The sequence below is a fragment of the Phytohabitans maris genome, assembly GCF_031085175.1.
GTDB classification, from domain to species: Bacteria; Actinomycetota; Actinomycetes; order Mycobacteriales; family Micromonosporaceae; genus Phytohabitans; species Phytohabitans maris.
Genome location: NZ_JAVHUY010000031.1, coordinates 1 through 12,602 on the forward strand (window position 1 = coordinate 1; position 12,602 = coordinate 12,602).

The 12,602-nt window shown below is 73.0% G+C and carries 9 protein-coding genes; 3 read left to right on the plus strand and 6 right to left on the minus strand.

Annotated features, from left to right (window positions below; translation table 11 throughout):
* From RB614_RS28465 to RB614_RS28480, 4 genes are all read right to left on the minus strand, one after another.
* The coding region (locus RB614_RS28465; RefSeq protein WP_308715740.1) for a UDP-glucose dehydrogenase family protein at positions 1-1,076 on the minus strand (1,076 nt) is incomplete at its 3' end.
* A gap of 39 nt (positions 1,077-1,115) precedes the next feature.
* Complete coding sequence (locus tag RB614_RS28470) at positions 1,116-2,213, minus strand: right-handed parallel beta-helix repeat-containing protein (protein WP_308715741.1); 1,098 nt, start codon at positions 2,211-2,213, stop codon at positions 1,116-1,118.
* Positions 2,210-4,060 (minus strand): right-handed parallel beta-helix repeat-containing protein, encoded by a 1,851-nt coding sequence (locus RB614_RS28475; protein WP_308715742.1) that lies wholly within the window; start codon positions 4,058-4,060, stop codon positions 2,210-2,212. The genes RB614_RS28470 and RB614_RS28475 overlap by 4 nt, the downstream gene beginning before the upstream one ends.
* The gene (locus RB614_RS28480; RefSeq protein WP_308715743.1) at positions 4,057-5,673 is read right to left on the minus strand and encodes a glycosyltransferase family 2 protein; all 1,617 of its coding nucleotides are present in this window, start codon (positions 5,671-5,673) and stop codon (positions 4,057-4,059) included. Before RB614_RS28480 ends, RB614_RS28475 begins: the two co-directional genes overlap by 4 nt.
* A gap of 635 nt (positions 5,674-6,308) precedes the next feature.
* Between RB614_RS28480 and RB614_RS28485 the strand changes: the two genes are divergently transcribed.
* Both RB614_RS28485 and RB614_RS28490 read left to right on the plus strand, forming a co-directional pair.
* Entirely contained in the window at positions 6,309-7,262 is a 954-nt protein-coding gene (locus RB614_RS28485) for a TIGR03619 family F420-dependent LLM class oxidoreductase (protein ID WP_308715744.1), read from the plus strand.
* A gap of 17 nt (positions 7,263-7,279) precedes the next feature.
* Positions 7,280-8,218 carry an NADP-dependent oxidoreductase gene (locus tag RB614_RS28490; protein ID WP_308715745.1) on the plus strand — a complete coding sequence of 313 codons (939 nt, stop codon included), beginning with the start codon at positions 7,280-7,282 and terminating at the stop codon, positions 8,216-8,218.
* Positions 8,219-9,313: 1,095 nt separating this feature from the next.
* On the opposite strand, the gene RB614_RS28495 is transcribed toward RB614_RS28490, so the two are convergent.
* Together RB614_RS28495 and RB614_RS28500 are read right to left on the minus strand one after the other, a co-directional pair.
* A complete protein-coding gene (locus tag RB614_RS28495) occupies positions 9,314-10,360 on the minus strand; it encodes a LacI family DNA-binding transcriptional regulator (RefSeq protein WP_308715746.1) in 1,047 nt (348 codons plus the stop codon).
* Positions 10,360-11,826, minus strand: coding sequence for a dihydroorotase (locus RB614_RS28500; RefSeq protein WP_308715747.1), 1,467 nt, complete (start codon positions 11,824-11,826; stop codon positions 10,360-10,362). Before RB614_RS28500 ends, RB614_RS28495 begins: the two co-directional genes overlap by 1 nt.
* Between RB614_RS28500 and RB614_RS28505 the strand changes: the two genes are divergently transcribed.
* Positions 11,817-12,593: an SDR family NAD(P)-dependent oxidoreductase gene (locus RB614_RS28505; RefSeq protein WP_308715748.1), complete on the plus strand. Its 777-nt coding sequence runs from the start codon at positions 11,817-11,819 to the stop codon at positions 12,591-12,593. The two genes, RB614_RS28500 and RB614_RS28505, sit on opposite strands and share 10 nt — an antisense overlap.
* Positions 12,594-12,602 lie beyond the last annotated feature (9 nt).

A 12,602-nucleotide genomic window follows, 5' to 3' on the forward strand; every position in this document is an offset into this window, starting at 1 on the left:
ACCCGCACCACCGCACCCTCCTCGTGCAACGTGCTGGCCACATCCAACGCCGGCGCATCCCGGATATCGTCCGAGTTCGGCTTGAACGCCGCCCCCAACGCCGCCACCCGCACCCCCACCAGGTCACCACCGACCAGCTCACGGACCAGGTCGACGGTGCGGGCCCGGCGCCGCTTGTTGATCCCGTCCACCTCACGCAGAAACGACACCGCCTGCCCCACACCGAGCTCCTCGGCCCGGTGCATGAACGCCCGGATGTCCTTGGGCAGGCAACCACCACCGAAGCCCAGACCCGGCTTCAGAAACCGGCCACCGATCCGATCGTCATAGGCGAGCGCCGCCGCCAGATCGTGCACATCCGCGCCGGTCCCCTCACACACCTCCGCCATCGCGTTGATGTACGAAATCTTCGTCGCCAGGAACGAGTTCGCCGCGACCTTCACCAGCTCCGCCGTCGCCAGGTCGGTGACCACCACCGGGGTCCCCTGCGCCAGCACCGGCGCGAAGGCGGCCCGCAGCCGCTCCTCGGCCCACGGCGACGCCACGCCGAAGACCAGCCGGTCCGGCCTGAGGGTGTCGTCGACCGCGAAGCCCTCCCGCAGAAACTCCGGATTCCAGGCCAGCTCCACTTCCTCGCCGGCGGGCGCGAGCCGCCGCACCATGCCGGTCAGCCGGGCGGCGGTACCGATCGGCACGGTCGACTTGCCGACCACCAGGCTCTTGCTCCGCAGGTGCTGGGCGAGCTCGCTGACGGCCGCGTCGACGTACTGGATGTCGGCGGCGTACGAGCCGGGGCGCTGCGGCGTGCCGACGCAGACGAAGTGCACCTCGCCGAACTCACCCGCCTCGGCATACGACGTGGTGAACCGCAGCCGGCCCGACTCCAGGGCCTTGCTCAGCAGCTCGGGCAGGCCAGGCTCGAAGAACGGCACCTCGCCGGAGTTGAGGCGTTCGACCTTGACCGGATCGACGTCCACGCCCAGGACCTCGTAGCCGAGTACGGCCATGCAGATCGCGTGGGTGGCGCCGAGATAGCCGGTGCCGATGACGGTGAGCCTCGGAAGGGTGTGGTCCATGCCAGTCTGCTCCTCGGAAATCTTCACGGAAACGCGCACTCACGCGCAGTCGATGTTGGCGAGGCCCTTTGCCGCGCCGGTGGCCTTGTTGTCGCAGCCGAGGGTGTTGCCGTTCACCGGGGTGAAGTTGAAGCCGAACCCCGGCCCGTTCACCTCGGCGACGTTGGCTTTGAAGATGTTGTTGGCGCCCCAGCCGTCGACGACCTCGTGCGTCTGAAAGCCGTCCTCGCGCGAGTTGCGGCCGGTGTTTCCCTGGATCAGCCAACCGTTGCCCTTGACGTCCACCCAGGAGTCGTTGTGCGAGCCGCTGAGCCGGGCTCCGTCGAAGGTGTTGTCCAGCAGCTTGCCGCCGGTGGTGCCTTCCTTGATGTCGACCGCCTCCGCGGTGGTGTCGCTGATGGTGTTGCCGCGCACCACGTTGCGGTCGCTGTTGTCCGGCTTGCAGTTGCTGATCTCGCACCAGTTCGACTCGGCGGTGCCGACGTAGATGCCCTCGCCGAAGGTGTCCCGGCGGTGCCCGGTGTCCCGTACGGTGTTCGCCTGGACGAGGTTGTCGGTGCTGAAGTTGCGCAGGTGGATGCCCTCGTCGCCGATCTGCTCGACGGTGAGCTGCTGGATCACCGCACCCTGGACCTGGTCGGCCATCACGCCCTTCTGGGCGTTGCGCACCGTGAAGCCGACGAGCCGCCAGTGGCTGGCGCCCTTGAGGTGGAAGCCGTAGCCGCCCTTGACCCCGCCGGCGTCGATGACGGCGCCGCTGCCGCCACAGAGGAAGATCGGCTGGTCCGCCGTGCCCGGGGTGCTGGCGACGAACTTCTCCTCGTAGACGCCGTCGGCCAGGTGGATGCTGTCGCCCGGCTTGGCCTGCCCGAGCGCGGCGCCGAGCGACTGCGCGTCGGTCACCGTGACGGTCGCCGGCGGGCAGGTGACGAGCCCGTCGACCGGCGGCGCGACCGCCTGGGTGGGTGCGCTGGTCGCCGGTGCGCCGGTGGTCGGCGGTGCGGGCTCCACGGACGTCCACTCGCCGGCGGTGGGCTCGTCGGACCCGCCGGTGGCGGCGAGCGTCACGGTGACGGCCAGCGCCGCGCCGGCGACCGCGCCGGCCCCGACCAGGAGCGCGCGGCTGAGGGCGCTCATCGCGCCACCGCCGGTACGCGGGCCCGGCCCCGGGCGCCGGCGGCCGCGGCGCCGGGAGCCTCGTACATCACCACGGGCAGCGGGGCCTTGTCCGCGTACGGGTGCCGGATGCCCCGCGCGCGGCGACCGGCGCCCTTGACCGCCGAGAACACGATCAGCAGCAGGATGCCGGCCCACAGCATCGTCATCGGGCTGGCGTAGTGCCGGAACCTGATCCAGAAGCTGCTCGTGTCGTGCCAGGCGAACGTCTGGTTCTCCTTGATTTCCACCTTCCCATGAGAGCGCGGAGTGTCCAGTGCGCTCGGCCCGACCCCGGCGATCACGTTGTACGAGACCTGCGACTTGGCGACGTCGCCGACCAGCGAGATGCCGTGGTTGGTGGCGTCCTGGACCGTGTTGCCCCGCACCTCGGCGACGGAGTCGCGCAGGTAGATGCCGGTGTCCGCGCCGGTGATCACGTTGCCGGTGACCGTGGCCCCGCTGACGCTGTCCCGGATCGCGATGCCCTGCCGGCGCTGCCCGCTGAGCTGGTTGCCGGTGATCGCCACCTTGTCGGAGTCGAGCCGGGCCACGATGCCCATGTCGCTGCCTTCGACCCGGTTGTTCTGCACGCCGACGTCGAAGCCGCCGACGACCTCGATGCCGTACCGGCCGTTGTCGACGGCGACGCTGCTGGAGACCGAGTTGGAGCCGTAGTTGGCGGTGGACTGGCCGGAGGCGGACGGGCCGTCGGCGAGCGGCGCCCCGCTGAGCGTGAAACCGTTGCCGGCGTTGCCTTCCGCGGTCGAGCCGGTCACCCGTACCTGCTGGGTGGCGCGGGACATGATGAAGCCGTCGCCGCCGTTGCCCTTGGCGGTCACCCGTTCGACCGCGGCCGCGGTGACGAACCGGTGCAGGACGATGCCGTCCTCCAGGCTCCGTTCCACAGTGGTGTCGGCGATCGTGATGCCGTTGCCGCTGGAGATGAAGATGCCGAACGCGTTCCCGCGCACCACCGACTTTGTGATCTTTCCGGACGTGTACGAGGGATCCAGCCCGTCGAACCGACTGTCCGGTGTGGTCAGTGGGCCGCTCGGCTGCGCCGTGACGCCGCCGCTGCCGGGCGCCGGCGGCTTGGTCCCCTCGGGCACCTCGTCCGGCCCCTCGATCTGGCCGGTGTTGGGCCGGTCGGTGCCGGTGAGGCTGAGCCCGCCGGTCCGTCCACTCCAGAATCCCAGGTCCGACACCTCGGTGTTGGCCATCGCGAACTGCCCGCCGATCGCCCGCAGGTAGGCCCGGCCGTCGGTCACGTCGGTGTCCGCCTTGCCGGCCCGCTGGTCCCAGCTGGTGATCTTCACCGGGGCCTGCGCGGTCCCCTCCAGCATGAGCTGCCCGCCGAAGCTGACGATCGCCACGAACCCGTTGGTGCCGCTGGCCAGCCGTACAGTCAGGCCGCCCGGGTTGGCGAGCTTGAGCTTGGCGCCGAGGTTGACGTAGATGTTCTCGGTCAGCAGGTACGACCCGTCGCCCTGCCGCACGAACGTCTGCGGCGCGAGCTTGAGCAGGTCCGTGACCGTGTACGGCTCGCTGCGCTGGGTCAGCACGAGCGTGTAGCCGCTGCCGGTGTTCAGCCGGTACGGCGTGGTCCACTTCCCGGCCTCCAGGCGGGCCACGGCGGTGACCGCGCGTACCTGGTTGAGCCGGGAGTCCTCGGCCGCGACGAGGGCGGTCTGCCGCTCGGCCTGCTCCACGGTGAACTCCGGCTTGGGCTCGGGCTCGGCGGCGGCGGGGGTGAGCGGGACGAGGGCGGCGACCGCGCCCACGGCGATTCCCGCGCCGACCCGCAGCGGTCGGAAGGCGCGCTTCACTGGTGCCGCACCTCCCGTGGCAGCGTCAGCGTGGCGTCGCTGTCGTCGCTCCAGCCGTGCCCGGTGTACGGGCGGTCGCCGTACCGCGGGTTGTGCTGCTGCGGCGGCGCCGGGGGCCCGTGTGGCGGCTGCTGCGGGTGCGCGCCGCGGCCGTCGTCGTCGCGCCACCCCTGGTGCGGTGCGTGGTGCTGGTTCCCCGGCGGTGGCCCGTGGTGGTTCGCCTGACGCGGCACGTGGTGGGTCGCCTGGTGCACCGCCGGTGGGGGCGCTACCACGGCGCGGGCGGCGGCGACGGCGACCGGAGCCGGAGCCGGCTGGACCGGCCGCGCGGCGGGCGCGGCCACGGGAGTACGCCGCCGCTGGCGCCCGCCCGCGAGGGAGGCCGCGTTCTGCCCCTCACCGCCGATGCTGTCGCTGGTCCGGGTGATCCAGCCCTGCTTGTTCATCGTGATGAAGGCGTAGAGCTTGATCGGCAGCGAGATCATCACCACGACGAGGGCGAGCAGTGGCAGCAGCAGGATCTCCTGCGGGTGGCGGCGCAGGTGCGAGTAGCCGCGGATGCCGCGACCGGCGAGCAGCCAGATCGCCACGAGGATGGCCCCGCGCCCGGTGAGCTCCAGGCGGCTCAACAGCAGGTAGCCGAGCGCCATACCCATGGTGACCGGGGTCAGCAGGATCTGCAGGACTGTGATCTTGGTGACCAGCGGCACCTTCCACAGCCAGCCCTTCCAGAGGGCGGTCAGGTAGCAGCGGTACGAGTTGCGGCTCCACCGGACGCGCTGCTTCACGAACGCCGAGAACGAGGTCGGAAACATCGACAGCGCGCGGGCCGAGGACTGGTGCACGGTCTTGTATCCGGAGGCGAGCACGAGCCAGGTCAGCCGGCCGTCGTCACCGGCAACGCAGCGGCGGCCGAGGAAGAACTCGTTCTCCAGGTTTTCCAGCACCGGCAGGACGGCCGCCCGGCGGTAGGCGGCGGTGCGGCCGGACAGGCAGGCCACCGCGCCCTTGCGGCTCATGGCCGGCACGTAGTCGTAGTAACGGAGGTTGACCAGCCAGTCCGCGATCCGCCGCCAGACGCTGGTGCGGCGCAGGTAGACGTTCTGCTGGGTGCCGACGCCGCCCACGGTCGGGTCGACGAACGGCATCTGCACCGCGTCCAGCAGGCCGGGCTCCCACCGGGTGTCCGAGTCGACCAGGACGATCAGGTCGCTCGTGGCCGCCCGGATGCCGACGCCGAGCGCGGAGCGCTTGCCGCGGTGCTCGAAGACCAGCACCCGCACCCGCCGGTCCGTCACCCCCGCGAGCCGCTCCTGGACCTCGGTGTCCTCCACGTCCGGCACGATGATGACCTCGGTCGGGTTCTGCGCCAGCCAGGTCTCCAGACAGTCCATGAGGATGTCCGGGTCCTCGCGGTACGCCGGCACGACGACCGAGACGGTGGTGCGAAAGTCGTTGACGACCGGGCGAGCGAAGCGCGACAGAACCGCCCGGACTATCCACAGTAGCCAGACGAAGATGCCGGCGAGCCCGAGCGGCACGATCTCGCGCCACGACGTCTCCCCCGCGGCCTCGACGATCCATGACCACACGGCGTCGAAAATGTCCGACACGAACCCTTTCCCCCTGTTTCCACTGTCGGATGGGCAGGGTGCCTCCCCCGCACACTGCCCCTGAGTGGCATCTATGAAAAAGCCGACCCGATCGAGCGGCCACCCAAAAGACTTGCCTTTTTCGATGCGAAAGACTTGCCTTTATGAATGGCCATCGAACGGTCGGCCGCCCCCGCGACTTGCCCGCTCCCCCATCGCGAACGGCGTTGAATGTAGCAGTCGATCATGACCGCTTGCGAAGCGTGTGGTGTAAATCAACCGTAAAATTGCCATGTCGATATCGACTCGCTGTCCGATGCGCACCAAAGATCACCGAAAGCGGGCTTGACCTGGCCATCTGTTCGCCCGATGGCGCCACGACGACCGCGTCACACCGCCAGGCCGAGCGCCGATCCGCGCCGCCGAACGGACGATCTCGCAATCGCCGAATGGCGCCAGGAAAGTGACTTGACCAATTCCGCGAACGGAGCATCAGCGGGTTCCGCTAAAGCACCGATGATTTCCGGCGGATTGCCCACCGATGATAGCCGTCTCCCGGTTGTCTTTGGGAGCGCTTCCGTCGGGAATGAGCGTACCGGCGCGCCACCGGCGGCCCTGGGGCAGGCGTCCCCGGACGGCGGCGCCACAATGTACTCATGACGCGGCTCGACGTACCGTTCGGTCTCGGCTACGCCCTCCCTCAGGTCTTCCCGGACGGTCCGATCGACCCGGCGCTGGTCGGCCGGGTGGCCCGGGCCGCCGAGGAGGCGGGGTTCGAGAGCCTCTGGACCCAGCAGCAGCCGATCGGCACGGCGCAGTGCCTCGACGCGCTCACCCTCCTGGGCTACGTGGCCGCGTTGACCGAGCGCGCCCACCTCGGCGTCTCGGTCCTCCTGCTGCCCCTGCTCGATCCGCTGCAGCTGGCGAAAGCGACCGCCTCGCTCGACGCGCTCAGCGGCGGCCGGCTGCGGCTCGGGATCGGTCTCGGCGCGCCCCGCTACTACCCGCCGTCCGGGGCGGACGCCGGCACCCGGGTCGCCCGCCTGCTGGAGGCGCTGGCGGTGTTGAAGGCACTGTGGACAGACGACGTGGTGAGCCACAGCGGCAGGTTCTTCCGGTACGACGGGGTGTCCGTCCGCCCCCACCCGGTGCGGCGGCCGCACCCGCCGGTCTGGTTCGGCGGGCGGGTCCGGGCGGCGCTGCGGCGCGCGGCCGTGCACGGCGACGGCTGGATGGGCGCGGGCTCCTCGTCCGGCGCGGACTTCGTGACGCACGCCGCGGTGCTGCGCGAGGAGCTGGCGAGGGCCGGGCGCGACCCGTCGACGTTCCCGGTGTCGAAGCGGGTCTACCTGGCGGTGGACGACGACGCGGCGCGGGCCCGGGCGCGGCTGCGGGCCTGGTTCGCGCACGACTACGGCGACGCCGACCTGGCCGACCGGGTCGCCGTCTGGGGCCGCCGCGACGCGGTCGTCGAGCGGCTGGCCGAGCTGGTCGCCGCCGGCGCCAACCACCTGCTGCTCAACCCCGTCGTCGACATCGCCGAGCACGTCGAGATACTGCGCGACCTCGTCCCGCCGTCCACTGTGGACAGCGGCGGCGCGAGCGGGTGAGAAGGGAACCGACACCGATGGCAGTGAAGTGGATAGCGCCCGAGTACGGCGGCATCGAGGTCCTCACGCTGGTCGAGGCCGAGGTGCCGCCGCCGGCCGCCGGGCAGGTGACGATCGACGTGCGGGCCGCCGGCGTCAACCCGGCCGACTACAAGCACCTCGCCGCCGCCCGCGCCGCCGGCCGACCACTACCGCTGGGCATCGGGTACGAGGTGGCCGGTGTGGTCAGCGCGCTCGGACCGGACACCACGATCGCCTCCGGCGGCGGCGCGGTCGGCGACCCGGTCGTCGCGTTCCGGATCCAGGGCGGCTACGCCTCGCGGGTCACCGTGCCGGCCAAGGACGTCTTCGCCAAACCCGGTGCGCTCGACTTTCCCGCGGCCGCCAACCTGCTGCTCGCCGGGGCCACCGCCGCCGAGGCGCTGCACGTGACCAAGGTGACGCGGGACGACACGGTCCTCGTGCACGGCGCGTCCGGCGCGGTCGGGGTCAGCGTGCTGCAGCAGGCCCGGGTGATCGGGGCGACCGTGGTCGGCACCGCGAGCGAGCACAACTTCGACCTGCTGCGCCGCTTCGGCGCCAACCCGGTCGCGTACGGCCCGGGCCTCACCGGCCGGATCCGCGCGGCCGCATCGCGGGGCGTCACCGCCGTGGTCGACACCGCCGGCACCGACGACGCATTAGACTCCACAGTGGACCTGCTCGCCGACCGGAGCCGCGCCGTGACCATCGTCCCGTCGGACCGGTCGCGGCAGGCCGGCATCACCGCGATCGGCGGCACGCTCCCGGCGAGCGCGGCATTCCGCGACGCCGCCCGCGCCCGGCTCGTGACACTGGCCGCCGAGGGCCGGCTCCTGGTCCCGGTCGCCCGGACCTTCCCGCTCGACAAGGCGATCGAGGCCCTGGAACTGGTCCGCACCGGCCACCCCGGCGGAAAGGTCGCCCTGATCCCCTGACCGCCCCGTGGGTAGGGAAGCACCCCCGGGCGGACGTGTCGGCGGCGGGACCTACCCAAACCCATTCAATCTTGGGCTACCGCGACGCGCGCGGTGGTCCGGAGCGTTTTCTTGGGGTGCGTTCCCGCGGCCTCACCCCGCGCGTTCGGTCGCGCTGACCCCTTCGCCCCGCCGCGAGGCGGCAGCGGGCAGGACCCAATGGGCAATGTCCCCGACATCGCCCACTCAGCGCGCCGGCAGTGGGCAATGTCCCGGACATTGCCCACTGCCCCACCCGCCCGCGGGTCCGCGTGATGGACGGGTTACCGCAGAAAGCGCGGATCTTGAGACGCCCGGCGCCCCGCGCACCCGTGCCGGGCCCCTTGACCGCCGCTCGGCGCCGCGCGCGCTACGGTCGCGCCCGCCGGCCACCCGAGCGGCCGGCCGAGAGCGACCAGACATGCGGGCCCCGCAAGCGGCCGGGGGCGACCGGCGCGCCCCGCGAGCAGCCGGGGTTGCGGCGACCGGGCACCCGGGCCGCGCGAGCAGCCGGCCGAGGGCGACCAGGCACGCGGACCGCGCGAGCAGCCGGACGGGCCAGGCACGCGGGCCGCGCGAGCAGCCGGGGTTGCGGCGACCGGGCACCCGGGCCGCGCGAGCGGCCGGACGGGGGCGCGGGCCGACGGGCGCGCGCGGCGGCGCTTGCGCTCGGGCCCGCCAGCGTCAACTCCGTGATCGACGGCAGTGCCGCGGGCCAGCCTGGTGATCGTGGTTCGCCGGTGCCCCTGGAGGGGCACCAAAAGACCACGATCTACCAACCGCGGCGCCGATCTTGGGATCTGCGGGGCGGAGGGGCCATGATCGGTGGGTGGCGCGGCCGTGCGTGGTGAGTCGCTGCCCCCGGTGGGGCGGTTTTCGCCACGGACGCATCACGAATCCGCTTTCCCGCGTCGATCGAGGGAAGGGCGGCGGCCTTCGGGCCGAGGGGTGCGGGCGGGCGAGCGGGGACGGCCGCGGGTTGTGAAGCGCGGAGGGTGAGGCCGCGGGAGCAACGGTCCGGACCACCGCGGGCGTCGCGGTAGCTCGAAGTCTTTGGCTTCGAACGGGTCGGCGCGGTCAGGTGGGTGCCGGAGCGGTGGAGTCGCGGACCAGCAGGCGCGGGGTCAGGCGCACCGAGCGCTCCGTCGAGCCGCGGTCGTCCAGCGCCTCCACCAGGAGCGAGGCGGCCTGGCGGCCGAGGTCGAAGTAGGGGACGCGGACGGTGGTCAGCGGCGGGTCGACGCGGTGGGTCAGCGGCATGTCGTTGTAGCCGACGACGCTGACGTCGGCCGGGCAGCGCAGGCCGGCGGCGCGGATGGCGTCGTAGCAGCCGAGGGCCATCATGTCGTTGCCGGTCAGCACGGCGGTCGGCCGGTCGGGGCGGGCCAGCAGGGCGGCCAGGGCGGCCTCGCCGTCGCGCTCGGAGTAGCCGTCGCAGACCTGCGCGAACTCCGGCGGCAGGTCGAGTCCGCGGTCGCGGGTGATCTCGCGGAACGCGACCAGCCGCTCGTGGCCGGCGGAGGTCCACAGTGGCACGCCGAGGTACGCGATCCGGCGGTGACCGAGGCCGATCAGGTGGTCGAGCGCCTGGGCGATGCCGACCGACTCGTCGATCGTGGCCGACGGTACCGGTGTGGCGTCGAGCTTGCGGGACATGAGCACAACCGGTACGCCGGAGTTGACCAGTTCGGGGGCGAGCGGCTGGTCGCGGCGGGCGGTGGCCAGGATCAGGCCGGCGACCCGCCAGGACAGGAACATCGCCAGCCGCTGCGTCTCGGCCGCCTGGTCGTTGTCGGTGTCGGCGAAGAGCGTCGTGTATCCGTGCTGGGCGAGCACCTGCTCGGCCCCGCGCACCAGCGGCGGCATCACCGGGTTGGTCATGTCCGGGATCAGCACCCCGATCGCCGGCGTCCGGTGGGTGCGCAGGCTACGGGCCACCTGGTCGGGCACGTAGCCGAGCTTGGCCGCCGCCTGCCGGACCAGCGCGGCGGTGCGCGGGTTGACCGGCCGGGTCTTCGAGTCGCTCAGCGCGCGCGAGGCGGTGGCGAGGTGGACGCCGGCGGCGAGCGCCACGTCGCGGAGGGTGGGCTTGGCGCCCGCCGGGTCGGCCATCTCGGTGCTCATCACATCCCCCGATCCGCCGCGCCGAACCCGGGCCGGGCGACGAACCTGCCGCGGCCGGCGTCCAGGATCTCACGGCCGCGGGCCACCGGGCGGCCCCGCAGGTACGTGGCGACGAGCCGGCCGCGGAGCGTACGGCCGTGCAGCGGGCTCCAGCCGACCAGCGAGTGCATTGTGGACGCGTCCACCCGCCAGCTCCCGGCCGGGTCGAGCAGCACCAGGTCGGCGTAGCAGCCGGGCGCGAGCCGTCCCCGGTCGGGCAGGCCGAGGATCCGGGCCGGCGCGGTGGCGAGGGCGTCCGCGAAGCGGCGGGGCGGGAGGCGGCCGGCCAGCAGCGCGTCGTACGCCAGCGGCAGCGAGGTCTCCAGCGCCGGGTACCCGGCCGGGGCCGCCCAGGCGTCGTCGCGGCCGGCGTCCTTCTCGGCCCGGGTGTGCGGGGCGTGGTCGGTGGCGATCGCGTCGATTCCGCCGTCCGCGAGCGCGCCGAGGAACCGTTCGCGGGCGGCGGCGGAGAAGACGGTGGGTAGCACGTACGCGCCGAGGCGGGGCAGGTCCTCCTCCTCGCTGAGCGCGGGAAAGCAGGACTCCGCGGTCAGTCCGGGATGTCCGGCCCGCGCCTCGAGGAACGCGTCGAGCGCGGCGGTGCCGTACGCGCTGAGGTGCGCGAGGTGCACCCGCTGGCGCAGGTCGGTGGCGGCGGCGAGGACCGAGCGGAGGCCGGCGAGGTTGCCGGGACCCCGGGTCACCTCCAGCACCGCCGCCGGGTCGGTGCGGCCGGCGCGGACCAGCGAGTCCCGGTGCGCGTCGCTCGCCGCCTGGTCGCCGGCGTGCACGGAGACCGCCCAGCCCAGCTCGGCGGAGACCCGCAGCACCCGGCGCACGGCGTCGTCGTCCGGGGAGTACAGCTCCTCGAAGCCGGGCGAGGTGGCCATGTAGACCTTCACGCCAATCGCCCCGGCGGCGGCCATCGCGCGCAGCCGCTCCGGGTCGGTGCCGCCCGCCCAGAGCGCGAAGTCCACTGTGGAGCGGCCGGCCCAGGAGGCGCGCTTCTCCGCGTACCGCTCGGCGGTGGTCACCTGCGGCTGGGTGCTCGGCATGTCGCAGACCAGCGTGGTACCACCGGCCGCGGCGGCCGCGGTGCCGGTCTCCACCGTCTCCTTGTGGGTCTGGCCGGGGTCGCGCAGGTGCACGTGGAGGTCGATGGCGCCGGGCGCGACGTCCAGCCCGTCCGCGTCCAGCACCGGCCCGGCGTCGGCGGTACCGGCCGGCTCGACGGCGACCACCCGCTCCCCGCGCAGCACCAGGTCGACGACGGCGGGATCGGCGTCGGCGCGCAGCAGCCGGCCGCCCCGGACGACCCACGTCTCGTCCGGGTCCGGGTGCCGCTCCGGCCGCGCCCGGCCAGAGCCGCGGGCGCCGGGCGTGAACCGGTCCCCACCTGCGCTGATAGCCTCGTCAAATGATCTCATCGGGTGCTCCCTCCGCCCCCTCGGCGGTGCTGGTGACCGGCGCGGCGTCCGGCATCGGCCTGGCCTGCGCACTGCGCCTCGCGGCGGCGGGACACGGGGTGGCGATGGTGGACCGGGACGCCGACGGGCTCGCCGGGGCGGCCCGCCGCTGCGCCGAACGCGCGTCCACGGCCATGCGGATCAGCACGCACGCCGCCGACCTGACCGACCCGGCGGCGACCGCGGCCGCGGTGAACGCGGCGCTCACCGTCCACACCGGACTGTACGGCGTGGTGAACGCGGCCGGGGCGGTGCGCGGCGGTACCGCCGTCGACACCACCGACGCCGACTGGCGCTGGAACCTCGACACCAACGCCTCCAGCGCGTTCTACGTCTGCCGGGCCGCCCTCCCGCACCTGGTGGCTGCGGGCCGCGGCGCGATCGTGAACATCGCCTCGCTCACCGCGCTGCGGCCGATCCCGGACCGGGCCGGGTACGCCGCGGCGAAGGGCGCGGTCATCGCGTTCACCCGCCAGCTCGCGTACGAGTACGGGCCGCACGGCATCACCGCGAACACGGTCTGCCCCGGCGCGATCCGTACCCCGCTGCTGGCCGCCCGCTTCGACCGCGAGCCGGCGGCCGAGCGGGACCTGTCGGCCCGGATCCCGTTGCGCCGCATGGGCGAGCCGGACGAGCTGGCCGCCCTGGTCGTGCTGCTGGTGACCGGCGGCTGCGGCTACCTGACCGGTCAGACGATCACAGTGGACGGCGGCCTGAGCCTGGTCTGAGCGGGTCCG